At 67.6% G+C, this 23,868-nt stretch carries 26 protein-coding genes; 5 read left to right on the plus strand and 21 right to left on the minus strand.

The window, feature by feature from the left end; translation table 11 throughout:
• Nucleotides 1-21: 21 nt before the first annotated feature.
• Together VAPA_RS22400 and VAPA_RS22405 are read right to left on the minus strand one after the other, a co-directional pair.
• Nucleotides 22-690, minus strand: coding sequence for an RsmD family RNA methyltransferase (locus VAPA_RS22400; RefSeq protein ID WP_021009050.1), 669 nt, complete (start codon nucleotides 688-690; stop codon nucleotides 22-24).
• Between the two features lie 30 nt (nucleotides 691-720).
• Nucleotides 721-1,356 (minus strand): LysE/ArgO family amino acid transporter, encoded by a 636-nt coding sequence (locus VAPA_RS22405; RefSeq protein ID WP_021009051.1) that lies wholly within the window; start codon nucleotides 1,354-1,356, stop codon nucleotides 721-723.
• Nucleotides 1,357-1,437: 81 nt separating this feature from the next.
• Here VAPA_RS22405 and VAPA_RS22410 point away from each other — a divergent pair, with 81 nt between their 5' ends.
• Nucleotides 1,438-2,355: a LysR family transcriptional regulator ArgP gene (locus VAPA_RS22410; RefSeq protein ID WP_021009052.1), complete on the plus strand. Its 918-nt coding sequence runs from the start codon at nucleotides 1,438-1,440 to the stop codon at nucleotides 2,353-2,355.
• A gap of 12 nt (nucleotides 2,356-2,367) precedes the next feature.
• Here VAPA_RS22410 and VAPA_RS22415 read toward each other — a convergent pair whose 3' ends face one another.
• Both VAPA_RS22415 and VAPA_RS22420 read right to left on the minus strand, forming a co-directional pair.
• Entirely contained in the window at nucleotides 2,368-3,714 is a 1,347-nt protein-coding gene (locus tag VAPA_RS22415; RefSeq protein ID WP_021009053.1) for a M16 family metallopeptidase, read from the minus strand.
• 17 nt (nucleotides 3,715-3,731) lie between these two features.
• Complete coding sequence (locus VAPA_RS22420; protein ID WP_021009054.1) at nucleotides 3,732-5,198, minus strand: M16 family metallopeptidase; 1,467 nt, start codon at nucleotides 5,196-5,198, stop codon at nucleotides 3,732-3,734.
• Nucleotides 5,199-5,227: 29 nt separating this feature from the next.
• On the opposite strand from VAPA_RS22420, the gene ftsY reads away from it, so the two are divergent.
• Complete coding sequence (ftsY, locus tag VAPA_RS22425) at nucleotides 5,228-6,466, plus strand: signal recognition particle-docking protein FtsY (RefSeq protein WP_080666824.1); 1,239 nt, start codon at nucleotides 5,228-5,230, stop codon at nucleotides 6,464-6,466.
• Between the two features lie 36 nt (nucleotides 6,467-6,502).
• On the opposite strand, the gene VAPA_RS35435 is transcribed toward ftsY, so the two are convergent.
• The 3 genes from VAPA_RS35435 to VAPA_RS22440 all read right to left on the minus strand — a co-directional run bounded on the left by VAPA_RS35435 (nucleotide 6,503) and on the right by VAPA_RS22440 (nucleotide 10,190).
• Nucleotides 6,503-7,540 carry a hypothetical protein gene (locus VAPA_RS35435; RefSeq protein ID WP_021009056.1) on the minus strand — a complete coding sequence of 346 codons (1,038 nt, stop codon included), beginning with the start codon at nucleotides 7,538-7,540 and terminating at the stop codon, nucleotides 6,503-6,505.
• Nucleotides 7,541-7,671: 131 nt separating this feature from the next.
• A complete protein-coding gene (locus VAPA_RS22435) occupies nucleotides 7,672-9,465 on the minus strand; it encodes a hybrid sensor histidine kinase/response regulator (RefSeq protein WP_041946200.1) in 1,794 nt (597 codons plus the stop codon).
• Nucleotides 9,466-9,476: 11 nt separating this feature from the next.
• Nucleotides 9,477-10,190 (minus strand): response regulator transcription factor, encoded by a 714-nt coding sequence (locus tag VAPA_RS22440; protein WP_041946569.1) that lies wholly within the window; start codon nucleotides 10,188-10,190, stop codon nucleotides 9,477-9,479.
• Between the two features lie 168 nt (nucleotides 10,191-10,358).
• On the opposite strand from VAPA_RS22440, the gene VAPA_RS22445 reads away from it, so the two are divergent.
• Nucleotides 10,359-10,823 carry an Mpo1 family 2-hydroxy fatty acid dioxygenase gene (locus VAPA_RS22445; RefSeq protein ID WP_021009059.1) on the plus strand — a complete coding sequence of 155 codons (465 nt, stop codon included), beginning with the start codon at nucleotides 10,359-10,361 and terminating at the stop codon, nucleotides 10,821-10,823.
• A gap of 146 nt (nucleotides 10,824-10,969) precedes the next feature.
• On the plus strand, nucleotides 10,970-11,911 hold the full coding sequence (rpoH, locus tag VAPA_RS22450; RefSeq protein ID WP_021009060.1) for an RNA polymerase sigma factor RpoH: 942 nt from the start codon (nucleotides 10,970-10,972) through the stop codon (nucleotides 11,909-11,911).
• A 48-nt stretch (nucleotides 11,912-11,959) separates the two neighbouring features.
• Here rpoH and VAPA_RS22455 read toward each other — a convergent pair whose 3' ends face one another.
• From VAPA_RS22455 to VAPA_RS22480, 6 genes are read right to left on the minus strand one after another with little or no spacing between them, the layout of a single operon-like run.
• Nucleotides 11,960-12,799 (minus strand): DNA alkylation repair protein, encoded by an 840-nt coding sequence (locus VAPA_RS22455; protein ID WP_021009061.1) that lies wholly within the window; start codon nucleotides 12,797-12,799, stop codon nucleotides 11,960-11,962.
• 28 nt (nucleotides 12,800-12,827) lie between these two features.
• Nucleotides 12,828-13,445, minus strand: coding sequence for an SCO family protein (locus VAPA_RS22460; RefSeq protein WP_196232520.1), 618 nt, complete (start codon nucleotides 13,443-13,445; stop codon nucleotides 12,828-12,830).
• A 24-nt stretch (nucleotides 13,446-13,469) separates the two neighbouring features.
• Nucleotides 13,470-14,375: a heme o synthase gene (gene cyoE / locus VAPA_RS22465; RefSeq protein WP_021009063.1), complete on the minus strand. Its 906-nt coding sequence runs from the start codon at nucleotides 14,373-14,375 to the stop codon at nucleotides 13,470-13,472.
• Nucleotides 14,372-15,586 (minus strand): COX15/CtaA family protein, encoded by a 1,215-nt coding sequence (locus VAPA_RS22470; protein WP_021009064.1) that lies wholly within the window; start codon nucleotides 15,584-15,586, stop codon nucleotides 14,372-14,374. The genes cyoE and VAPA_RS22470 overlap by 4 nt, the downstream gene beginning before the upstream one ends.
• Before the next feature lie 9 nt (nucleotides 15,587-15,595).
• The gene (locus VAPA_RS22475; RefSeq protein WP_021009065.1) at nucleotides 15,596-16,279 is read right to left on the minus strand and encodes a hypothetical protein; all 684 of its coding nucleotides are present in this window, start codon (nucleotides 16,277-16,279) and stop codon (nucleotides 15,596-15,598) included.
• Nucleotides 16,263-17,072, minus strand: coding sequence for an SURF1 family protein (locus VAPA_RS22480; protein WP_021009066.1), 810 nt, complete (start codon nucleotides 17,070-17,072; stop codon nucleotides 16,263-16,265). The genes VAPA_RS22475 and VAPA_RS22480 overlap by 17 nt, the downstream gene beginning before the upstream one ends.
• Before the next feature lie 36 nt (nucleotides 17,073-17,108).
• Here VAPA_RS22480 and VAPA_RS22485 point away from each other — a divergent pair, with 36 nt between their 5' ends.
• Complete coding sequence (locus tag VAPA_RS22485) at nucleotides 17,109-17,330, plus strand: twin transmembrane helix small protein (RefSeq protein WP_021009067.1); 222 nt, start codon at nucleotides 17,109-17,111, stop codon at nucleotides 17,328-17,330.
• 74 nt (nucleotides 17,331-17,404) lie between these two features.
• Here VAPA_RS22485 and VAPA_RS22490 read toward each other — a convergent pair whose 3' ends face one another.
• The 8 genes from VAPA_RS22490 to VAPA_RS22520 all read right to left on the minus strand — a co-directional run bounded on the left by VAPA_RS22490 (nucleotide 17,405) and on the right by VAPA_RS22520 (nucleotide 23,846).
• On the minus strand, nucleotides 17,405-18,286 hold the full coding sequence (locus VAPA_RS22490) for a cytochrome c oxidase subunit 3 (RefSeq protein ID WP_021009068.1): 882 nt from the start codon (nucleotides 18,284-18,286) through the stop codon (nucleotides 17,405-17,407).
• Nucleotides 18,287-18,362: 76 nt separating this feature from the next.
• A complete protein-coding gene (locus VAPA_RS22495) occupies nucleotides 18,363-18,572 on the minus strand; it encodes a DUF2970 domain-containing protein (RefSeq protein ID WP_021009069.1) in 210 nt (69 codons plus the stop codon).
• Complete coding sequence (locus VAPA_RS22500) at nucleotides 18,569-19,195, minus strand: cytochrome c oxidase assembly protein (RefSeq protein ID WP_021009070.1); 627 nt, start codon at nucleotides 19,193-19,195, stop codon at nucleotides 18,569-18,571. Before VAPA_RS22500 ends, VAPA_RS22495 begins: the two co-directional genes overlap by 4 nt.
• Before the next feature lie 25 nt (nucleotides 19,196-19,220).
• Nucleotides 19,221-19,346 carry a cytochrome oxidase small assembly protein gene (locus tag VAPA_RS35235; RefSeq protein ID WP_370878952.1) on the minus strand — a complete coding sequence of 42 codons (126 nt, stop codon included), beginning with the start codon at nucleotides 19,344-19,346 and terminating at the stop codon, nucleotides 19,221-19,223.
• A 23-nt stretch (nucleotides 19,347-19,369) separates the two neighbouring features.
• Nucleotides 19,370-21,001 (minus strand): cytochrome c oxidase subunit I, encoded by a 1,632-nt coding sequence (gene ctaD / locus VAPA_RS22505; protein ID WP_021009072.1) that lies wholly within the window; start codon nucleotides 20,999-21,001, stop codon nucleotides 19,370-19,372.
• A 46-nt stretch (nucleotides 21,002-21,047) separates the two neighbouring features.
• Nucleotides 21,048-22,226 carry a cytochrome c oxidase subunit II gene (coxB, locus tag VAPA_RS22510; RefSeq protein WP_021009073.1) on the minus strand — a complete coding sequence of 393 codons (1,179 nt, stop codon included), beginning with the start codon at nucleotides 22,224-22,226 and terminating at the stop codon, nucleotides 21,048-21,050.
• A 60-nt stretch (nucleotides 22,227-22,286) separates the two neighbouring features.
• Complete coding sequence (locus tag VAPA_RS22515) at nucleotides 22,287-22,763, minus strand: DUF2244 domain-containing protein (protein ID WP_021009074.1); 477 nt, start codon at nucleotides 22,761-22,763, stop codon at nucleotides 22,287-22,289.
• Nucleotides 22,764-22,931: 168 nt separating this feature from the next.
• Nucleotides 22,932-23,846: a class I SAM-dependent methyltransferase gene (locus VAPA_RS22520; protein WP_021009075.1), complete on the minus strand. Its 915-nt coding sequence runs from the start codon at nucleotides 23,844-23,846 to the stop codon at nucleotides 22,932-22,934.
• Between the last annotated feature and the right edge of the window lie 22 nt (nucleotides 23,847-23,868).

The raw sequence follows: 23,868 nt of genomic DNA on the forward strand, positions 1-23,868 counted from the left end.
CGGTGCGGCTTGTTCGGCGGATTATGCAGTCCCGTTTGCGGCCTGCCGCAGCAAGTGCGCATGCACGGCCCCGGCCTTCAGGTAACGAAAACCTACAAGACCGAGGGCGGCCAGCTCTTCGTCGTTCCAGCGGCGTGGCGCCTCCAGGTAGACGGCGCCCCCGGCTTTCACGGCGCGCGCGGCGGCGCGCAGCGCGGGTTCGTAGAGGGCGGTACTGTCGAAAGGCGGGTCGAGAAAGACCGCATCCAGGCTGCCCGCGGGGGCGCGTTCGAGCGCGGTGAGCCCGTTGCCGCGCTCGATGCGGACGGCTTCGGCGGAAAGCTTGGTCTTCGCGGCCTGCAGCTGGGCCGCCAGCGCGGCGTCCTGTTCACAGAGGAGCACGCTCGCGGCGCCGCGCGATGCGGCCTCCAGGCCGAGCGCGCCGGTGCCCGCGAATGCATCGACGCAATGCCAGCCCGGCAGCTCGCCGCCGCCGGCTCCCGCGATGCTCGCCAGCCAGTTGAACAGCGTTTCGCGCACACGATCGGGCGTGGGGCGAAGGCCCGGCTTGTCGGCCACCGAAAGGCGGCTGCGCTTCCATTGGCCGCCGATGATGCGCACCTCGCGCGGCAGCGATTTCGATCGCGGTGATGGCGACGGCGATGGCGTCGAGGGGGAACGCCTGGCGGCTGCGGCTTTCTTCTGGGGCATGCGGCGAGCTTAACGCCGCCGCGCGCGAAGTCAGGCGCCGAGCAAGGCCCGCCGCGCCAGCAGCGCGGCAAGCACCAGCATCGTGCCGCCGATCAGCGCGTCGAGCATCTGCCAGGCGCGCGGGCGCGCAAACACCGGTGCCAGCCAGCGCGCGCCAAAGCCCAGCGCCGAGAACCACAGAGCGCTCGCAAGCGCCGAGCCCGCGACGAACCAGGCCTTGAGCGAGCCGCCGTACTGGGCGCCGGTGCTGCCCACGAGCAGCACGGTGTCGAGATAGACATGCGGATTCAGCAAGGTGAAGCCCGCCGCCTGCGCCAGCACGGCGGTGCGCGAGAGCGTTGCGCCCCGGGCCTTTGCGTGCAGTGCGCCGGGCTGCCGCGAACGCCACAGCGCGCGCAGCCCGTACGCACCCAGGAACAGCGCGCCAAGCCCGGCCAGAGCGGTGGCAAATGCGGGCCGCCCTTTCAGTGCCTGCGCCATTCCAGCCACGCCTGCCGTGATCAGGACCGCATCGCTCGCCGCACAGAACAGCACCACGGTGCTCACATGCTCGCGCCGCAGGCCCTGCCGCAGCACATAGGCGTTCTGCGCGCCGATGGCAACGATGAGCACCAGGCTCATCAAGAGCCCGTTGACGAATGCGGCAGAGATTTGTTCGATGACCATGGCGCCAACTTGCCGCTCCGGCCGGATTAACTCAAACTAAACTTCCTAAGCCACATTCAGTTCTTCTAATTCACACGAACCATGCTCGACTACGCCGCCCTGAATGCATTGGCCGCCGTGGTGCGGGAGGGCAGCTTCGAGCGCGCGGCCCGCGCTCTGAACGTCACGCCGTCGGCCGTCTCCCAGCGCGTGAAGCTGCTCGAGGAGCGCACGGGCGGCGCGCTGCTGGTGCGCGGCCAGCCTTGCGTGGCGACGGAAGCCGGGCAGCAGCTCTGCCGGCACATCGAGCGCGTGGGCATGCTGGAGCACGAGCTGCGCGAGGCGCTGCCCGCGCTCGGCATGGGCGGCAGGAATGGCGAGGGGGCCGAGCGCGTCACGGTGCGGGTGGCGGTGAACGCCGACAGCCTGGCCACCTGGTTCATGGCCGCCGCCGCGGCCTTTGCAAAGCAGGAAGCATCCGCCCTGCTCGACCTGACCGTGGACGACCAGGACCACACCGCCGAGCGCCTGCGAAGCGGCGCGGTGCTGGCGGCCGTCACAGCGCTGGCGCACCCGGTGGCCGGCTGCAACAGCGAGGCGCTGGGCAGCATGCACTACGTGGCCGCCGCGAGCCCGGAGTTCGTCGATCGGTATTTCGCCAGGGGAGTGGGCGCGCGCACCTTGGCCCATGCGCCGAGCCTGGTGTTCGACCGCAAGGACCGGCTGCAGGCACGCTGGGTGCGGCGCATCTGCCATCGCAGCATCGAGACACCGCGGCACTGGCTGCCCTCGGCCCAGGGTTTCGTCGAAGCGGCGCGCGCCGGCATGGGCTGGGGGATGCTTCCGGCCAGCATGGCGGCCGACGCGATGCGCACGGGCGCACTGGTGGAACTGGTGCCCGGCTCGGTGCTGCAGGTGCCGCTCTACTGGCAGCAGGCGCGCGCGGCGCCGCAATTGCTCGAACGCCTCAAGGCGGCGGTGCGCGCAGCCGCCGGAAGCGGCGCGCACGCCCTGCGTTGACAGCGCGGCCTGCTACTTGCCGCCCACCACCACGGTCACCATGCGTTCGGGCTGCAGCTTGCGCGCATAAGCGGCCCGGATGTCAGCCGCGGTGACCGCGTTCATGCGCGCGGTCCAGGTGTCGAGATAGTCGAGCGGCAGGTCGTGCCAGGCGATGTTGGCCACGTTGCCGATGAGCTTGCGGTTGCTGTCCAGCAAGAGGGGGAAGCCGCCGATCAGGTTGTCCTTCGCGGCCTTGAGCTCGCTGGCGGTCGGGCCTTCGGCCACGAACTTCGCGAGCACTTCGCGGGAGACCTTCACGGCTTCTTCGGCCTGGTCGGGACGCGTCTGGAAACCGATGCGGAACGCACCGGCGTCCAGGCCCGGCGCAAAGCCGCTGTAGACGCTGTAGGCCAGGCCGCGCTTCTCGCGCACTTCGTTGGTCAGCCGCGAGACGAAGCCGCCGCCGCCCAGCACGTAGTTGCCGAGCGTGAGCGCGAAATGGTCGGGGTCCTTGCGCGGATAGCCGGGCTGGCCGATCAGCACGTGGGCCTGGGCCGAAGCGAACGGAATGCGCTCGTCCTTGGGCGCGGTGAGCGCAGCCACCGGCGAGATTGCGGGCAGCGGCGTGCATGCCTCGGGCCCCGGCAGCCGAGAGAGCAGCGCGGTGGCCATGGCTTCCGCCTCGGCACGGGTCACGGCGCCCACGATGCTGAGCTTGGCACGGCACGGCACGATCAGATGCTGGTAGCGCTGCCGCATGGCGGTGGTGTCGATGCGCGCCAGCGTGGCTTCGGTGACTTCCTGCCCGTAGGGATGGCTGCCGTAGACGCTCTTTGCGAAGGCGCGGCCCGCAATGGTCGCCGGCTTGGTGTTGGCTTCCTTCAGCGACGCATTGATGCGTTCGCGCTCGCGCTGCCAGACGTCGTCGGGAAAGGCCGGCTCGCCGATCTCGCGGGAGGCCAGCGCCACCACCTTGGCCAGCAGCGCCGGGTCGGACAGGGTGCGCAGCGAGTAGCTGGCGCGGTCGGTGCCGGCGCTGGTACCGAACTCGGCGCCCAGGTCGGCCCAGGCTTCGCCGAGCGCGTTCTCGTCGAGCGCCGGCTCGCCGTTCCTGCCGGCGCGCACGCCCTTCTCGACCATGGTCGCGGTCGTACTGGCAAGGCCGGCCTGGTCTGCCGGATCGCGCCGGCTGCCGGCGTCGAAATCGATCTGCACGTCGACGATGGGCAGCGCCTGGGTCGACACCAGGTAGATCCTGGCGCCGCTCGCGAGCGTCCAGTGCTCGATCGGCAGTGCGGCCTGTGCGGCGTTCAAGCCTGCGAAAACAGTGGCGGCCGCGAACAGCGCGGAACGCAGAATTTTTGTCATTGGGGTCATTGAAGAGTCCGGGCCTTTCAGCGCAGTTCGCCCTGCGGGGCAGCAAAACCGCGGCCGCGCGGCCTGGCTTCGAGCGGCAAGGGGCGCAGGGTGGCCACGGTGAGCTGGTCGTCGCCGAAATATTTGGCGGCCACAGCCTGCACCTGGGCCGGCGTCACGGCCTGCAGCTTCGCGACGATGCGCGCGCTGGTGTCCAGCGGCAGCCCCTGCACCCAGTTGCTGCCGAGCTCGCGGGCCTGCGCCATCACGGAGTCGCGCTTGTAGGTCTGGCTGGCCACCCATTGCGTCTTGACGCGCGCGAGTTCGGCTTCGCTCACGCCCTCCTTTGCAACGCGCGCCACCTGGGCGCGCAGTGCCGCCTCGACCGCTTCGGCGCTCTTGCCGTGGGCCGGCACGCCTACCAGCATGAACAGCTGCGGCCCGCGGCCGGCCAGGCCCGAGTAGGCACCGGCCGAATCGGCCACGCGGTCGGGGCCCTGGGTCAGGGCGCGGTCGAGCCGCGCGCCCGTATAGCCGTCGAGCACGGCCGACAGCACTTCGAGCGCCCACACGTCGCTGTCCGCGGCATCGATGCTCTCCAGCTGCGGAATGCGGAACGCGAGCGACACGTAGGCCTGCTCGGCCGGCGCCTTGAACTCGATGCGGCGGATGCCGCGCTGCGCGGGCTCGGTGCGCGGCTTGCGCGCCGGCACGGCGCGCGCGGGAATGCGGCCGTAGTACTTCTCGGCCAGCGCGCGCACCTGGGCCACGTCGACATCGCCGGCCACCACCACGGCGGCATTGGCGGGCACGTACCAGCGGCGGAAGAAGGCGCGCGCGTCGTCGGGCGTCATCGCGTCGAGGTCGCTCATCCAGCCGACCACGGGGCGGTGGTAGGGCGAGGCCGTGAACACGGCCGCGTTCTGCTGCTCGCCGAGCAATGCGCGCGGCTGGTCTTCGGTGCGCATGCGGCGTTCTTCCTTGACCACCTCGATCTCGCGCTTGAACTCGTCATCGGGCCACTGGTTGTTGGCGAAGCGGTCCGATTCGAGCTTCATGACCTGCTCCAGGCTGGCCACGGGAATCTGCTGGTAGTAGCCGGTGTAGTCGCGCGTGGTGAAGGCGTTCTCCTGGCCGCCCAGCGCCGCGACACGGCGCGAGAACTCGCCGGGCTTGATGTCCTTGGTGCCCTTGAACATCATGTGCTCGAGCACGTGGGCCACGCCCGAAGTGCCGTCGACCTCGTCGACCGAGCCCACGCGTACCCAGACCATCTGCACCGCGGTGGGCGCGCGCCTGTCGGGCTGCACCAGCAGCGTCATGCCGTTGGCCAGGGTGAATTGCTGGGGAGTGGATGCCGCCGCGGCGGCGTCGGATGGAGCGGTGGTGGATGGAACAGAGGGAACCGGTGTGGACTGGGCCTGCGCAGGCATGGCCCACAGCGCGCAAAGCGCCATTGCCAGCACCGCACCGGACGCAGCACGGCGTGGCGAGGGGTGTTTCATAGAATGGGTCGGATTGTAAAAAGCTCCCGATGTTCAGTTTCTTCAAGAAAAAACCGCCTGCCGAATCCCCGGCCGCGCCGGCGCCCTCCCCGGCCGCCGAGCCGGCACCTGCCCCCGAGCCCGCGCTTGCGCCCGCTGCCGCACCCGCGCGCTCGGTGTTCTCTCCGTCGAGCTGGTTCGGCTCGAAGCCCGCCGCGGAGGAAGCGGTGCCCCCGCCTGCAGCGCCAGCCACAGCGCCATCGGTAGCGCCCCCTCCGCCACCGGCCGCCCCCGCCGCTGTGCCGAACGTCGCACCGGTGCCAGCGCCGGCGCCTGCCGAGCTGGCCACCCCCCTGCCCGCCCTTGTCGCCGAGGCTGCGATGCCGGCCGAGCGCAAGGGCTGGTTCGACAAGCTCAAGACCGGCCTGCGCAAGACCGGCACCGGCATCCAGGCAGTATTCGTCAACGCCCAGATCGACGAAGCGCTGTACGAGGAGCTCGAATCGGCCCTGCTGATGGCCGATGCCGGCGTCAAGGCCACCGAATACCTGCTCGACGACCTGCGCGGCCGCGTCAAGCGCCAGATGGCGACCGATGCGGCACAAGTGAAGCGGCTGCTGGCCGACGCCATCACCGACCTGCTCCAGCCGCTCGAAAAACCGCTGGTGATCGGCCAGTTCACGCCGACGGTGATCATGGTGGCGGGCGTCAACGGCGCCGGCAAGACCACCTCGATCGGCAAGCTCACCAAGCACCTGGCCAACGAGGGCGCCTCGGTCCTGCTGGCGGCAGCCGACACCTTCCGCGCGGCGGCGCGCGAGCAGTTGCTGGTCTGGGCCGACCGCAACACGGTCGAGATCGTGAGCCAGGAAGGCGGCGACCCATCGGCAGTGAGCTTCGACGCGGTCACGGCCGGCAAGGCGCGCGGCAAGGACGTGGTGCTGGTCGACACCGCCGGCCGGCTGCCGACGCAGCTGCACCTGATGGACGAGCTCAAGAAGATCAAGCGCGTCGTCACCAAGGCCGACGCCACCGCGCCGCACGAGGTGCTGCTGGTGATCGACGGCAACACCGGGCAGAACGCCCTGGCGCAGGTCAGGGCCTTCGACGAGACGCTGGGCCTCACCGGCCTGGTGGTGACCAAGCTCGACGGCACGGCCAAGGGCGGCGTGCTCTGCGCCATCGCGCGCGAGCGGCCGGTCCCGGTCTACTTCATCGGCGTGGGCGAGAAGCTGGAAGACCTCGAGACCTTCAACGCGCGCGAGTTTGCCCTGGCGCTGCTGGGCTGAGTCGGCTGAGACGCAGGCGGCAAAAGCCGCCTGCGCTCAAAAACCGAAGAGCGAGCGGGTATCGCAGAGAAAGCCGCTGCAATTGGCGGGCTTGACGTAGAGCGTCCTGATCTGGCCGCTCGGCAGCCCGTATTCGCCCACCAGGGCGTTGCCCTTGGCACCCTCGGCATTCGCCTGCACGATGTAGTCCGCGCTGTTGGCCGCGGGCTGCAGGTTCTGGTAGCTGAACGTGGCCGATTGCGACAGGTCCTTCTCGTAGAGCAGTTTCAAGCCGTCCGAGAAGACGTAGCCGGTCTTGAACCGGAAGCCCTGGGCGCCCTTCGCCTCGAACTGGGCCAGGAAGTCGGCGTCGCTGCCGGGCTGGTCCAGCGCTTCATAGCCGTAGGTTGCGCTGCCTTGCGTGTCCTTTTGAAAGACCAGCACCGTGGCTCCGCCGACCATGTAGGCACCGCCGACACTGTAGTAGCCGTTGCCACCCTGCGCATTGATCTGCGCCAGATAGGCGCCGCTGTCGGCGGGTGCCGCCAGCACGGCATAGGTGTAGGTCGATGCCGAGCCGTTGTCCTTGCGGTAGAGCGTGCGGATCTGGCCGCCGACCACGTACGGCCCGCCCCACTTGAAGCCCCGGGCGCCCTGGGCGTTGAGCTGGGCCTGCAGGTCCGCCACGGAGCCGGTGTCCGGCAGCAGCTCGAAAGCATAGGTGGTTCCGGCATCCTTCACGTAGGCCTCGACAACCTCCGTGCTGGTCGGGCTGGTGGGGAAGGCCAGGCCGCTGAAGAAACGGAAGGCCTTGGCGCCCTGTGCATTGAGCTGATCGAGAAACGCCGCAGCGTCGGCGGCAGGCGGCAGAGCCTCGTACATGAAGGTGCGGGTGGCCGGAGCCGGAGCCGGAGCCGGAGCCGGAGCCGGACTTGGTGCCGGTGCCGGTGCCGGCGAGGGCGCAGGCGGCGGCGGAACCCCGTTGCCCCAGCCGATCGGCAATGCGCCACCCCCTCCTCCTCCCCCGCCGCCGCAGGCCACCAGGGCCAGTGTGGCGGCCGCTGCGGCTGCCACCGCTGCAAGCTTGAATCTCATTTTGGAATCCTCCCTGATCGATGTGTGTGCGACCCAGGGAAGGTACGTCTGGAGGTCCGACTGCCACCAGTGCCAAAAGTCATGACATTGCCGGCAATTCCTGTCAATTGTCGGCAACGAGCTCGAAAGTATTAAATACTGCGGTGTTCCGAGCTTGCCATGCTGGCCATCATCCGGAACAGCGAATCGGTGGCCACCGGCTTGAACAGCACGGGAACGCCTGATTCCCGAACGCGCTGCAGCCTGTCGGGGGAGGTCTCGCCTGTGATCAGCAGCAACGGGATCGTGGGCCCGCCTTGCCGCCGGCCGCTCAGGCGCAGGCCCACGTCCAGCCCGTCGACGCCATCGGCCAGGCGGTAGTCGCACATCAGCAGGTCGAAGGACCGCCCTTCGCTGCTCGCCTGCTGCAAGGCCGCGGCGGCGGCGGCCTCATCCGCCACTGCAAACGCGTCGATCGAATGCGAGCGCAGCAGGCCTGTCATGGCTTCCCGGATTTCCGATTCGTCGTCCAGCAGCAGCACCCGCGCAGGCAGTGCCGGCGCCGTTCGCCTGGGCCGGTGTTCCTGCTGCGGCGCCGCAGCGTCGGTCGGGAAGTTTCCGGCAAGCGTGCTGGCCTGCGGCGCAGCGGCCGGCAGCACGACGCGGAAATGGGTGCCGCGCCCCAGCCGCGAATGCATTTGCACTGGATGCCCCAGCAGGCGCGAGAGCCGCTGCACGATCGACAGGCCAATGCCAAGCCCCCGCGAGCGGTCGCGCCCCGGATTGTCGATCTGGTAGAACTCCTCGAAGATCCGGTTCGACTGCTCGGGCGCAATGCCGATGCCCGTGTCCCGCACCTCGATCCACACGAACTCCCCACGCTCGCGGGCCGTCACCGTCACTCCGCCATGCACGGTGTACTTGAGGGCGTTGTCCATCAGATTGGACAGCATCCGACGCAGCAGTTGCGGGTCGCTGCGCACCCACAATCCGCTGGCGCGCACGCGCAGCTGCAACTGCTTTTGCTCGGCCTGGGCCGAGAAGGTGTGGTTGAGCGGCAGGAACAGGGCATCGAGCTGAACGGCCTGAAGCGCGGGCGTGACCACGCCGGCGTCCAGCCGGGAGATGTCGAGCATGGTGTCGAGCGACGTGCCCAGCGCATTCACGGCGCGCATCAGGCGCTCCGCGTTGACTCCTTCCGGGCGGCCGCGCAACTCGTTCTCCAGTGCGGCGCCGAACAGCGCGATGGCGTGCAGCGGCTGGCGCAGGTCATGGCTGGCGCTCGCCAGGAAGCGGGTCTTTTCCTGGCTGGCCCGTTCGGTGGCGGCAATCTGCTCTGCCAGCCGCACGGCCAGGGCTTCCTTCTCGAAGCGCAGGATCAGCGAATCCGCCAGCAGCCTGTGCTCCTGCACGCCGACGCGCAGCATGAGAAAGAGGTAGATCGAGGCGAAGGCCGCGAGGAAGAGATGGATGGAGTCGCGCTGCCACGCCAGGGCAATGATCAGCCCGCCCATCATGGGCAGCGTGTGGCCGAACAGTGCCGCCTTCAGCGGCCGCAGCGACTGCACGGCCCGGGCACAGTTGCCCATCATCACCACCATCAGCGCGGCGGTGACCGGCAGGTTGCCCGCGGGCACGAAGATCCACGGCGCCAGGGCATCGGCAAACCCGAGCAGGGTCACGATGCGGGTGATCCTGCGTGCCCACCAGGCGCTGTCCGCCGCCGGCACCGACGGATTCCAGCGCGGCGTGAAGTACATGCACAAGTACAGCGTCAGATGCAGCACCACGAACGGCAGCACCATCGGGTCGCCCAGCTGCAGGTACATGAACGCGCCGAGCACCAGGACGAAGACGACGCGGGCCAGGAAGGTCGCGTTGTAGTTGAAGTAGACCGACGCCACGTGCTCGCGCAGCACCCGCTGGTTCAGCGGCGTGTCGGCCATGCGCGGCGGGCTCAACGCAGGCTGCTGATCAGCTGCGCGCGCGAACGCACGCCGAAGAGCAGCAGGATGGTCGATACATGGTTCTTCACCGTGCCTTCGCTCAGGTTCGCGAGCTGGGCGATTTCCTTGTTCGCCTTGCCCTCGAGCACCCACTGCAGCACCTGCATCTGGCGCGGCGTGAGTTCCTGCCAGGCGCTGGCCTGGGCGGATTCAGCGTAGCCGCCGAGCGCCTTCGGTACCGTGGCGGGAGGAGAAATTCCGGAGGCGCCGGGCTCGAGCAAGCCGCAGGCGCGGATGAATCCCACCACCTCCTTCAAGTCTGCCGACTTGGGAAGAAAGGCGCTCGCGCCCAGCGCCACCGCCCCCTGTGCCAGCGACGTGCTGCCGGTGCCCGAAAGCACCACGATGCGGGCAGACGGATAGCGCAGGCGGAATTCCGCGAGGCCGCTCAGGCCGTGGGTGTCGGGCAGCGCCAGATCCAGCAGCACCAGGCGAATCGACTCGCGGTGCTTTGCGTAGAGCGCCAGCGCATCGGCCACGCTGCCGGCCTCGAAGACCTCGATGCTCGCGCCCGTAGAAGCGCTCTGCGCCTGCACCAACGCGCGCACACCGAGCCGCAGCAGATCGTGGTCGTCCACCACCAGGATCGCGCCCGGGTGCGCGGGGATGCCGCCCTCCAGGGTCGGCGGCGGCGGCGGGTTGGATGAAGATTCGAGCGAGGCCACGCGGTCGATCTTAGCGATGCCCGACCTGCGCAACAGTGCCCTAAGTCATGGCGCGGCCATCACAAGCGGGAGGCATTCGCTACCATTTTCATAGCACTTGCCATCCACTGCGGGCGGGAGCACCATGCGCTACCCCGCCGCACCGAACGGCGCTCTTGGAGACAAACCATGATGCACACCGCCGATGCCCCACTGGCAGCGGACGAGCGCAAGGTCGACAGGCTGTTGGCCCACTACGGCGAGAGCCACCGACATCCGACCAACGAGCTGATTCACTTCGCCGCGATCCCGGCCATCATGCTGAGTCTCGTCGGCCTGCTGTTTGCGCTGCACCCCTGGGCCGCCTACGTCTTCGTGGCCGCGAGCCTGGTCTACTACGCCACCCTGCGCTCCCCGGCCTTCCTCGTCACCATGCTGGCCGGCACGGCCCTTTTGCTGGCGCTGGTTCATGCCATGGGGAGCCTTGTACTGCCGGTTTCCGCCGCCATCTTCGTGGTGGCATGGATTTTTCAGTTCATCGGCCACAAGATCGAGGGCAGGAAACCTTCGTTCTTCGAAGACATCCAATATCTTTGGGTGGGGCCCCTGTTCGTACTCTCCAAGCTGTTTTCGCGCCTGGGTATCCGCTGGTAGGCCCCGGGCCGGACGGTGCCGCAGGCCGGATCGCCGCCCGGCTGACAGCTTTGACTATCGGTGCGATAGAAACTTAGGGGGAACCCTTGGTTTAGCACTCCCTCTAATCGAGTGCTAATATGCCCTATACAAAGGAGTTTCCCCTGATGACCACGCTGTCTGGAGCCTCTGCCAACCAGCTCGCCGTCGCCAATCCATGGTCGATGGTGCCGCCGCTGGGCAACCTGGATGCTTATATTTCGGCCGCCAACCGCCTGCCGATGCTCACGCTCGAAGAAGAGCAGGGCTTCGCACGCCGTTTGCGCGACCACAACGACCTCGAAGCGGCCGGTGCGCTGATCCTCTCGCACTTGCGCCTCGTGGTGTCCATTTCGCGCCAATACCTGGGTTACGGGCTGCCGCACGGCGACCTGATCCAGGAGGGCAACGTCGGCCTCATGAAGGCCGTGAAGCGCTTCGACCCCGACCAGGGCGTGCGGCTCGTGAGCTACGCCATGCACTGGATCAAGGCCGAGATTCACGAGTACATCCTGAAGAACTGGCGCATGGTCAAGGTCGCGACGACCAAGGCCCAGCGCAAGCTGTTCTTCAACCTGCGCTCGATGAAGCAGGGCTTCAAGGCCGACTCGGCCGCGGCCGACAACGGCACCCACCGCGAAACGCTGAGCCCCGACGAGGTGTCGCAGATGGCGACCCGGCTCAACGTCAAGCCCGAAGAAGTGCTGGAGATGGAAACCCGCCTGTCGGGCGGCGACGTGCTGCTCGACCCGGGTCCGTCGGACGACGGCGACGAAGCCTTCGGCCCGATCGCCTACCTGGCCGACGCCACCCAAGAGCCGACCGCCCTGCTCGAGTCGCAGCAACGCGACCGGCTCTCGAGCGACGGCATTGCCACCGCGCTCGAAGCGCTGGATGACCGCAGCCGCCGCATCGTGGAAGAGCGCTGGCTCAAGGTCAACGACGACGGTTCGGGCGGCATGACGCTGCACGACCTGGCGGCGGTGTACGGCGTGAGCGCCGAGCGCATTCGCCAGATCGAAGTCGCGGCCATGAAGAAGATGAAGAAGGCGCTGGCCGATTTCGCCTGAGCCCCGTCGCGCTTCGCCCGAACGAGCCCGGCCGCGTGCCGGGCTTTTTCATGCCTGTTTGGCCAGCGTTCGCAGAGCCCTCTTGGCGATGTACCGGGTGGCCGGCGTGTCCGATTCGGCCACCCAGCGCGCGCAGAGCCGGTCGACCCACTCGGGCTGGGTCTTGCTCGCATCGTTGAGCCAGTTGGCCACCGAGTTCTGCACATAGCGGCTGGTGTCGGCCCGAAGCGGCTCGATCAGCGGCAAGGCGCGCCAGGGTTCCGCCTTGAGCGCATCGATCTGCGCGCACCAGACGCCGCGCGGGCGCGTGAGCTCGCTGGCAAAGCGGCGGATGTTCGGATCGGTGTCGGCCGTCCACGGCTGCAACAGCGCGAGCGACTCGTCGAGCGAGGCGATGACCGCGTCGCGCACCGCCATCCAGGCGATTTCCCGCACGCCGAAGTGCGGATCGGCGGCAAAGCGCCGCACCGCCTCCAGCTGTGCCGCCAGCGGCAAGCCCGAGAGCGTGACCCACTGCGCGGCCCAGCAGCGCGCAACGTCGCTGGCATGCGTGGCCAGCCGGTGGGCGACGGTATCGCGCTCGGCATGCAGCGCCGCCAGGTCGTAAAGCACCCGCGCAATGTGGCCATGCCGCTGCATCGGCTTGAACGCGCCGAGCATGGCGATGGTGTCGGCCAGCCGTTCGCTCGCCGGATCGAGGCCGATGTGGGCCGCCACGCTGCGCGCGAGCTGCGGCAGCTCGAGCGCCATGAATTCGTTGAGGTTGACGGTTTCGAGCAGCCCGTCGTTGAGCGCGCGCAGCACCTCGGGCGGAATGAGCGCAATGCGGAAGGCGCCCCTGCGCGCCTTCAGGTGGTCGACTGAGGCCAGGGCAACGGCGGCATCCATGGGCGGCGGCGGGTAGGTCACGGCCCGCTCAGGACTTGAGCAGCGCCTTGACGTCCGACACCATGGGCGCCGCGCCGGCGCCATAGCGTGCGTAGAGCCGCAGCCTGCCGTCGGCGTCGTAGACGAAGCTGGCGGCCGAATGGTCCATCGAATAGCTCGTGGGGGTCTTGCCCTCGACCTTCTTGTAATAGACCTTGAAGTCCTTGGCGACTGCGACGAGCTGGTCGGCCGTGGGAATCAGCGCGACGAAGCTCGGGTCGAACGCGCCCATGTAGGCCTTGAGCACCTCGGGCGTGTCGCGCGCGGGATCGACCGTGACGAACAGCACCTGAAGCTTGTCGCCGTCGCTGCCAAGCTGCTGCTTGACCTGCGCCATCTCGGTCATGGTGGTGGGGCAGACGTCGGGGCACTGCGCGTAGCCGAAGAACAGCACCACCACCTTGCCCTTGAAATCCGCCAGGGTGCGGACCTTGCCGTCGGCATCCTTCAGCGAGAAGTCACGGGCGTAGTCGGCACCCGTGATGTCGACCGCATTGAAGCTGGGCTTGGGCTCGCCGCAGGCCGAAAGCCCCAGGCCCAGGGTTGCGGCCATGCCGGCCCATCCCGCACCACCGGCAATCAGTTTCAGAGCGTTTCGCTTGTTCATGGGCACGGGCATTCGATCAATCAATCAGCGGAGGTAGTGGTCGGCGAGCAATGCCGCGAACAGCACGCTCAGGTGGATCAGCGAGAACCGGAAGGTCTTGCGCGCCAGCGTGTCGGAGTAGTTGCGCCAGAGCGCGAAGGCGTAGCCCGTGAAGCCGATGCTCACGCCCACCGCCACCGCCAGGTAGAGCCAGCCGCTCATGCCGTAGATGAAAGGCATCAGGCAGGCCGCGAACAGGATGAAGGTGTAGAGCAGCACCTGCAGCCGCGTGAACTCGTTGCCGTGCGTGACGGGCAGCATCGGCAGCCCGGCCTTGCGGTAGTCCTCGACGCGGTAGAGCGCCAGCGCCCAGAAATGCGGCGGCGTCCACAGGAAGATGATCAGGAACAGGATCAGCGCCTCGGGGCCCACATCGCCGGTCATCGCGGCCCAGCCCAGCACCGGCGGCATCGCGCCCGAGGCGCCGCCGATCACGATGTTCTGCGGCGTCAGCGGCTTGAGGATCACGGTGTAGATCACCGCGTAACCGACAAAAGTGGCAAAGGTCAGCCACATGGTGAGCGGATTGACCTGGAACCACAGCAGCGCCGAGCCGGCCACGCACAGCAGCGCGGAAAACACCAGCGCCTGCAGGTCGCTGAGCTGCCCGCGCGCCGTGGGGCGCCAGGCGGTGCGCTTCATCTTGGCGTCGATGCCCTTCTCGACCAGGCAGTTGAACGCCGCCGCTGCACCCGCCACCAGCCAGATGCCGATGCAGGCCAGCACGGCGCGCTGAACGTCGGCCCACGAAGGCAGCCCGGGCACGGCCAGTACCATGCCGATGAGGGCGCAGAAAACGATCAGCTGCACCACGCGGGGCTTGGTCAGCGCATAGAACTGGCGCAGCACGTTGGCGGTGCTTGTCTGCTGCACGGAAATCGGCGTGCTCACGCGGCGGCCTCCCTCTGGTTGTTATGTGGGGCGCCGGGCGCCTTGTCTCTGTCGTGCGCGACTGTAGCGGCCGCCCTGCGGCGGCTCTCGCACAGCGCCCAGGTCAGCACCACGGCCAGCGCCGCGGCGCCTCCGGTGTGCAATACCGCGGCAGCCAGCGGCCAGCCGAGCAGCACGTTGCCAAGGCCGGTGGCAAGCTGGAGCAGGGCCAGCCCGGCAAGCCAGCGCGCCTGCGGCCGCAACGGCGGGGTGCGGCGCAACTGCCAGGCGAGCACGCCCAGGGCGGCGAACACGGCGTAGGCCATCAGCCGGTGCGCGTAGTGGATGGCGGTGAGCGCGGAAAAATCGAGCGGCGCGCCGTTGCCGGTCACGCCCAGGTGGCGCCAGATCTCGAAGCCTTGCGCAAAACTCATCGGCGGCCACCAGCTGCCCTGGCAGGTCGGGAACTGGGTGCAGGCCAGCACGGCATAGTTGGTGCTGACCCAGCCGCCGAGCGCAATTTGCAGCAGCAGCAGTGCCGAGGTGGCGATCAACCCGTTGCGCAGCGCAGGCGATACGGCCGTGGGCAGGCGGTCCGCCGCGGCCTGCCGGTAGCGCACCGCCTGGATGCACAGCAGCACCAGCAGCACCACGGCGCCCAGCAGGTGCAGCGTGACGATGGCGGGAAAGAGCTTCCAGGTCACCGTGAGGGCGCCGAACGCGCCCTGCAGGCAGACCCAGACCAGCGTGAGCGCAGGCCACCATGCGCTGAGCGTGGCGTGCTCGCCGCCCGCTGGCGCAGGCACACGGCGCTGGCGCCGCCGCACGATCCAGGTGGCGCCCGCGAGCGCGAGGATGAGCACGCCGACGCCGGTGGCCAGGTAGCGGTGCACCATCTCGACCCAGGCCTTGCCGTGCGTGACCGGGCCGGTCGGCTGGGCCGACTGCGCCATGGCGATCTCATGGCGCGCGCCCACCGGGCTCGCGTTGCCGTAGCAGCCCGGCCAATCGGGGCAGCCCAGGCCCGAATCGGTGAGCCGGGTGAAGGCGCCGAACAGCGTGAGGTCGAAGGTGAGGAACAGCGTCAGCACCGTGAGCGCGTGCAGCCGGCGCGCCGGTCCGGCGCCCGCGTTGCGGCGCCACACCCACACCAGCGGACCGAGCGCGATCAGCACGCCGGCAGCCATCAGCCAGGCAATGGGTGTGAGGTCGTAGAGCGAGCCGGTGTCCATCGTGCAGTGCTAGCGGCCGGGCTCGTCCCAGGATGCAGAGGCGCGCAGCAGGCGGTCGAGGTCGCGCTTGGCGCGGCTCGCGCCCGCGGCGTCCATGCGGGCCGGAAAACGCATCATCCAGTTGCCCATCGGATCGACCACGTACAGGTGCTCGGCCAGCCCATGGCCCGGGACCGGCGCGAGCCACCTGGCGAGCTGCTCGGCCGGCAAGCGCAGCACGGTGGCACCGCGAAGGCCGTTGTCCAGCCGCGCCGGAACGGGCGCCGCATCGCTCACGAGCCAGACGCGGTCGAGCCGGTCTTTCTCGCGGCCCAGGCTTTCGCGCAGCTGGCGCTGCAGGTAGAGCTGCTGTTCGCAGAGCGCGTCGCAGGCCGCGTCGGCCACCGCCACCAGCAGCCATTGGCCCTTGAGCGTGGCGAAGTCGACCGGCGCACCGTTGCGGTCCGCCGCGGTGAATGCCGGCAGCGTGCGCTGCGGATCGATGAGCTCGCCGTAGACGCTGCGCCCTTCGGGCCGGATCACGTAGTAGGTGAAGTAGGACGCGATGACGGGCGCGGCGCACATCAGCATCACGGCAATCATCTTCCAGCGGCCGACCACCGTGCGGCGGCCCTCGGCACCGTCGAGCGCCTGGTTGGGCGACGGCATGGAGTGCACCGTCAGGCCCAGCGGTTCGTCAGAGGCTGTTTGCATTGCGTGCGCGGCGCCTCGAGCGGCGGTAGGGGGAAATGATTTGGAACCAGACATAGAGGATGACCACGAGAGCCGAAAGCCCGAACCACTGGAATGCATAGCCGTAGTGCTTCTCCAGACCCAGAGCGGGGGCCGGCCAGTCGCGCTGCAACCCCTCGGAAGCGGGGCCGACCTGCTGCAGCGACACATCGGTTCGCAGCGGCAGCTTGGTTTCGGCGCGGAACGCTTCCAGGTCGAGATTCTGCCGGATGGGCGAAGACCCCGTGGATTCCGGTGCCGAGGCAGCCGCGGCCGGCTTGCCGAGTTCGAACAAATGGCCCGGCGGCGGCTCGATCAGGCCCGTGACTTCGACGATGCCGGCCGGCGTCTCGACCGCGCCCAGCTGCGTGCGGTCGTTGAAATTGCGCTGCACCCAGCCGCGCTGGATCATCACGGCCTGGTCGCTGCCTTCCAGGGCGAACGGCGTCAGCACGTAGAAGCCCGGCACGCCGTGCATCTGCCGGTTGTCCAGGTAAACCGTTTGCGGCGTCAGCCAGAGGCCGCGCAGCCGCACGGGCCGGTGCAGCGCGCCGGCCGGCGCTTCGAGCGCAAGAAACTCGGCCTGGGCCAGCGGCGGCTTCTGCTTCTGGGCCTCGATCTCGGCTTGCAGCGCCTCCTTCTGCGCCGCACGCGAAAGCTGCCAGCGGCCCAGCGACACCGTGGCGGACAGGGTCAGCACGGCGGCCAGCGTGACCAGCAGGAAGCGACCCCGCCGCGGCCTCGTCCCGGCGGGGTGAAGGGGTTCCGGCGTCACTGGAGTGGATGAGGCGTGCGGCCGATAATTGGGGTCATGAAATATTTCATCGCCCTGGTTTTCGTGGGCATCTTCGTGAGCCTTGCCTTCGCGCTCTTCTACATGCTGAAAGACGGGCGCAACGGGCGCGCCAAGAGCGGCGGCATGGCGCGCGCGCTCACCTTTCGGATCGGCCTCTCGGTGTTTTTGTTCCTCTGCATGCTGCTGGCCTGGAAATTCGGCTACATCCAGCCCACCGGGCTCCCGCTCGGCAAGTAGATGGTGCTCGTTCCACGAGAACCATGAAAAAGGCGCCTTCCGGCGCCTTTTTTTCTGCATGCCGCGGGGTTCGCTCAAAGCCAATACACCAGCATGTAAAGGCCGAGCCACACCACGTCGACGAAGTGCCAGTACCAGGCCGCGCCCTCGAAGCCGAAATGGCGCTCCGGCGTGAAGTGGCCCTTTTGCAGGCGCAGCGTGATGAACAGCAGCATCAGCATGCCGATGAACACGTGCAGGCCGTGGAAGCCGGTCAGCATGAAGAAGGTCGAGCCGTAGGCGCCGGAGCTGAGCTTGAGGTTCAGGTCGGTGTACAGGTGGTGATACTCGTAGCCCTGCACGCCCAGGAAGAGCACGCCGAGCAGCACGGTGAGCCACATGAAGCGGATGGTCTGGGCACGATGGCCGGCGCGCAGCGCGTGGTGGGCAATGGTGAGCGTCGCGCCCGAGCTCAGCAGGAGCGCGGTGTTGATCGTGGGCAGCCAGAACGGGCCGACGGTCTGGAAGGGCTCGACGATGTCGGCCGGCGAACCGGTGGCGCCGGCTGCAATGCTGGGCCAGACGGCCTTGAAGTCGGGCCAGAGCAGCGCGTTGTCGAGGCTGCCGAGCGCCGGCAGCGAATGGGTGCGGGTCCACCACAGCGCGGTGAAGAAGGCGCCGAAGAACATCACTTCTGAGAAGATGAACCAGCTCATGCTCCAACGGAACGAGAGGTCGATCTTGTGGCCGTACTGGCCGCTTTCGCTTTCGCCGATGGCGGTGCGGAACCACACGAACAGCGTGGCAAGCCATCCGACCATGCCCAGCAGCAGGGACCAGGCGCCCCATTGGTGGCCGTTGATCCACTGGCCCGCGCCGAGAATCACGAAGAACAGGCCGGTCGCGGCCATGACCGGGTAGGCGGACGGCCCGGGCACAAAGTAGTAGGGCGTGGTGCCGTGGGTGGTTGAACTCATATCAGCTCCTGGCTTTCTTTCTTCTCTCGATTCGATGGGTTCTGGTTCTGGATGTCGTGGGCCATGCGGACCGTGTTCAGGGCGCAACCACGTAGCGCACCAGCAGCACCAGGCCGACGATGAAAACAACGACCGCGGCAAAGGCCACCGCGATGATGTGCAGCGGGTTCAGCTTGGCCAGGTCGTCCTGGTAGGCGCTTTTCTTGCGCACCCCGAAGAACGACCAGCACACGGCCTTCACCGTGTCCCACAGCGTGGCCTTGGGGGGCGTGTTCGGTGCGGTCACGAGCGGGGCTCATGGGCAGCATTCGAAACAGCAGCCACCGGGGCTGCGGGCGTCTTGCCGCCGACTTCGAAGAAGGTGTAGGACAGCGTGATGGTCTTCACGTCCTTGGAGATCTTCGGGTCGATCACGAAGGCAACGGGCCACTGCTTTTTCTCGCCCGGGTCGAGCGTGTACTGGTTGAAGCAGAAGCACTCGAGCTTGTTGAAGTACGGCGCGGCCTGCTGCGGCGCGTAGCTCGGAATGGCCTGCGCCGCCATGCGGCGGTTCTGCACGTTCTGGAATTCGTAGACCACGGTGTTGAGCTGGCCGGGATGCACCTGCATCGTCCGCTCGGCCGGCTTGAAGTCCCAGAGGCCGCCGCGCACGTTGGAGTCGAACTCGACCGTGATGGTGCGCGTGGTGTCGACCTGCGTGTTGTCGGGCACGCGCACGTTCTTGCCGCCGCTTGCACCGCCCGGCACCTCGAGCTCGCTGAGCGCGAGGATGTTGATGCCGGTCATTTCGCAGATGGCGCGGTACAGCGGCACCAGGGCATAGCCGAACGCGAACATGCCGCAGGTCACCACGGCCAGCTTGCCGACCATGCGGACATTGGCGCGCTTGATGCGTTGACCGAGGCTCATGATGCGGGCGGCTCCGTTGGCTGCTTCAGCGTCCGCCGAACCAGATCATGCGGACCAGGAATCCGAGAAAGAACAGCACGGCGATGGAGGCCAGCGTGAGCCCCATGCGGCGGTTGTTCCTTTTTTGTTCGGGCGTGGTCATTGTGGTCATGCAAGCCGGCGGCCTGGAGCCGTTCAGCCGATCACCTTGGTGGCGGTCGCATCGAGCTTGGGCGGGTTCTCGAAGGTATGGAAGGGTGCCGGCGACGGCACTTCCCACTCGAGGCCTTCAGCGGCTTCCCAGGGCTTTTGCGATGCCTTCTCGCCCTTGCCGAGCATGGTCGGCAGCACGATGAAGAAGAAGAAATAGACCTGCGCGAGTCCGAAGGCGAAGGCACCGACCGAAGCCACCGCGTTGAAGTCGGCGAACTGCATCGGGTAGTCGGCATAGCGGCGCGGCATGCCCGCCAGGCCCAGGAAGTGCATCGGGAAGAAGGTGACGTTGAACGAGATCAGCGACCACCAGAAGTGGATCTTGCCGCGCGTTTCGTTGTACATCACGCCGGTCCACTTGGGCGCCCAGTAGTAGTAGCCCGCGAACATGGCATAGAGCGAACCGGCCACGAGCACGTAGTGGAAGTGGGCCACGACGTAGTAGGTGTCCTGCAGCTGGATGTCGATCGGGGCGATGGCCAGGATGAGGCCGGTGAAGCCGCCCATCGTGAACACGAAGATGAAGCCCACCGCGAACAGCATCGGGGTTTCGAAGGTCATCGAGCCCTGCCACATGGTGGCGATCCAGTTGAAGATCTTCACGGCCGTGGGCACCGCGATCAGCATGGTCGCGTACATGAAGAAGAGCTGGCCCGTGACCGGCATGCCGGTCGTGAACATGTGGTGCGCCCAGACGATGAACGACAGGATCGCGATCGACGAGGTGGCGTACACCATCGAGGCATAGCCGAACAGCCGCTTGCGCGAGAACGCCGGCACGATCTGGCTGATGATGCCGAAGGCCGGCAAGATCATGATGTAGACCTCGGGGTGGCCGAAGAACCAGAAGATGTGCTGGTACATCACCGGGTCGCCGCCGCCGGCGGGGTTGAAGAAGCTGGTGCCGAAGTGGCGGTCGGTCAGCGTCATGGTGATGGCGCCTGCGAGCACGGGCATCACGGCGATCAGCAGGTAGGCGGTGATGAGCCAGGTCCAGCAGAACATCGGCATCTTCATGAGCGTCATGCCGGGGGCGCGCATGTTCAGGATGGTGACGATGATGTTGATCGAGCCCATGATCGACGAGGCGCCCATGATGTGCATCGCGAAGATGCCGGCGTCCATCGAGGGGCCCATCTGCAGCGTGAGCGGCGCATAGAGCGTCCAGCCCGCAGCGGGTGCGCCGCCAGGCATGAAGAACGAGCCCACGAGCATCAGCGCAGCGGGGATCAGCAGCCAGAAGCTGAAGTTGTTCATGCGCGCGAACGCCATGTCGGATGCGCCGATCTGCAGCGGGATCATCCAGTTCGCGAAGCCCACGAAGGCCGGCATGATGGCGCCGAACACCATGATCAGGCCGTGCATGGTGGTGAACTGGTTGAACAGCTCCGGATTCACCAGTTGCAGCCCGGGCTGGAACAGCTCGGCGCGGATCAGCAGCGCGAGCACGCCGCCCACCATCAGCATGGTGAAGCTGAACAGCAGGTAGAGCGTGCCGATGTCCTTGTGGTTGGTGGCGAACACCCAGCGGCGCCAGCCGGTGGGCGCTGCGTGGTGCTCGTCGTGTGCGTGGCCGTCGTGGGCGTGACCGTGGGGGTCGAGGACTGCACTCATTTCGTTGTTCCTTGCAATTTCTTCGTCGCGGGGCGCTGGGGCACGGTCACTTGCCGCGCAGGGCCAGAACTTCGGCCGGCTGCACCAGCTGGCCCGTCTTGTTCGACCAGCTGTTCTTGGTATAGGTGGCGACCGCTGCGAGGTCGGTGTCACTCAGCTGCTTCCAGGAGGGCATCGCACCATTGTTCTGGCCGTTGAGCAGCACCATCAGCTGTACCTTGTGGTCCGCGTCGACCACCTTGGGGCTGGCGTCCAGCGGCTTGATCGGGCCGGCACCCTTGCCGTTGGCCTGGTGGCAGGCCGCGCAGTTGGCGGCATAGACCTTCTCGCCGCGCGTCATCATGTCGGGCAGGGCCCAGACCTTGCCTGGATCGTCGAGCTTGGCAGCGGCTTCCTTGCGCTTGCCATCGACCCACGCCGTGTAGTCGGCGGCCGAGACCACCTTCACGTGGATCGGCATGTAGGCATGCTCCTTGCCGCAGAGCTCCTGGCACTGGCCGTAGTAGTCGCCCACGGTTTCGGCGCGGAACCAGGTGTCGCGCACGAAGCCGGGAACCGCGTCCTGCTTGATGCCGAGCTGTGGCACGGCAAACGCGTGGATCACGTCGTTGGCGGTGGTGATGATGCGGACCTTCTTCTGGACCGGCACCACCAGCGGGTTGTCGACCTTGAAGAGGTAGTCGTCGGGCATGGCGCCCTTGGCGCCGGCGTCGGACATGGCGCGCTGCGAACTGTCGAGCGTGGAGATGAAGGCCAGGCCCTCGCCTTCGCCGTTCAGGTAGTCGTAGCCCCACTTCCACTGGTAGCCGGTGGTCTTGATCGTGAGGTCGGCGTTGGTGGTGTCCTTCTGGGCCACCAGCACCTTGGTGGCGGGCAGCGCCATCACGATCACGATGATGAAGGGCACGATGGTCCAGATGACCTCGACCACCACCGATTCATGGAAGTTGGCCGCCTTGTGGCCGACCGACTTGCGGTGCTTCCATATCGAATAGAACATGACCGCGAACACGGCAACGAAGATGACCGTGCACAGGATCATCATCACCGTGTGCAGGAAGTGCTGTTCCTGCGCAATCTTGGTGACGCCCAGCGGAAGATTCAGCTGGCGCACCGAGGGGCCGCCGGGCAGATCGTTGACTGCGTGCGCCGCGCCGCTGAAAGCCGCGCCGGCCGCCAGCAACAGATTCGCCGGCCTGTACTTATTGCGCCAAATGCTCTTCATCGTGTTCACGTTTCTTCAATTTTTTTCAACAAACCCAACCGTGCAGCGCCGCGCGAGCCCTCAGGCGCCACGCAACGCCATGCGAATCTCGCGCGCCAATGCGGCTCGCAACTCCGGGCGTACATAGCGCCCCACCCTGACCGATCGACCCTGACCCGAGACCTCGATCAGCGAACGATCGCCGGCCTGCGGTTCGATCCGCACCTGGTGCGGCAGAAATTCCGTGCGCTCGTAGTCTCCACCGTTCTCGAGCTCTACCACCAGCCGGCCGCCCTGCAGCGCAATCCGTTCTCCATCGGTCGCGTGCCGTGCGTACAGCATGAACGCAAAACCCACCGCGGCCAGTTCGAGCCAGGCAAAAGGCAGCACCAGCGGCGCACCGAGCATCCAGAAGACCGCGCCGATACCGAGCGATACCACGCACAGCGAGGCGTAGAGCCAGCCCAGCTGGCTCGGCGTCACCGAGCAGTTCCGCTTCAGGAACCAGTGGATGTTCTGGCCTGAAACAGTGGCAAAACGAAACACGGAATTCGACACGGGCGAGTTCAGCAAATCGGTGCGTCGACGGCTGCCCAACCCCTTGTCTCCACAGGATCGGACAGACCTCGTTCGCGGAACACTACCCGCGAGTTTCACGCAACGGCGGATTGTAGCGGGTAGACACAGGCGCCCGGTCGCGGATGCGCAGCTGGCCGCCCGCGCCGATCAGGCGCCGGGCCGCCCGCGCTGCAGCATCGAGCGCATCTCGCGCAGCGACACCGCGCTCTCGGCCGAAAGCGCCACGCGCGGCGCGGGCTTGAAGGCATGGCCGTAGATGACCTCGAAGGTCAGCGCGATGCGCCCGCCGCCCTCCTGCGCCGGCGCCAGCTCGGGCAGCGCATGCTTGAGCGCCTGGTGCCATGCCTTGCCGCGAAGCGCCGGGAAGCGCGCGGGATGCAGGTTGCGCCCGAGCGTGCGCAGCTCGGCCAGCGCCGCCTCGGGCGTGGCCCAAGTGAGCACGATGCGTTCCATGTCCATCACCGGCTCGGCGAAGCCGGCGTGCACCAGCATGTCGCCCCAGTCGTGCATGTCGGTGTATTCGTGGCCCGCGGCCGGCCAGCCCAGGCGCGCGTGCAGCGCCCGCAGCTCGCGGACCGTGTCGGGGCCGAGGCACGAGAACATCAGGAAGCCGTCGGTCGCCACCAGCCGGTGCCAGCGCGCGATGAGCGCCTCTGGATCGGCCGCCATGTGCAGCGACATGTTGGCCCAGAGCAGGTCCACGCCGTCTTCGGGCGGCACATCGAAGCGCGCCTTGCCGCCCTGCCAGCGGCGCGCGCTCCACCAGGGCGCCGCCAGCGCCTCGCCGGCCGCGGCGGCCAGGTCCGCTTCGGGTTCGATCACGAAGCAGGTGGCTTCGCGGTAGCGCCGGGCCACGAGCTCATGCGCCTCGAGGCCGCCGCGCAGCGGCGCCCAGTCGGCCCAGGTGCGCGGCTGCGCCTTGATCCATTGCAGCCGGTCTTCCATGCGGCGGCCGATTTCCTCGTGCAGCCAGGGCGAGCCGTCGGCAGGCGCGAGCCGGCTCCAGCGCGCGGCCGCCGTGGGATCGATGGTCGGCGGTCTTCTTGCGGGGTCGGTGGCCATGGGGCCGTGAGTATATTGAGCC

Source organism: Variovorax paradoxus B4 (genome assembly GCF_000463015.1).
GTDB classification, from domain to species: Bacteria; Pseudomonadota; Gammaproteobacteria; order Burkholderiales; family Burkholderiaceae_C; genus Variovorax; species Variovorax paradoxus_E.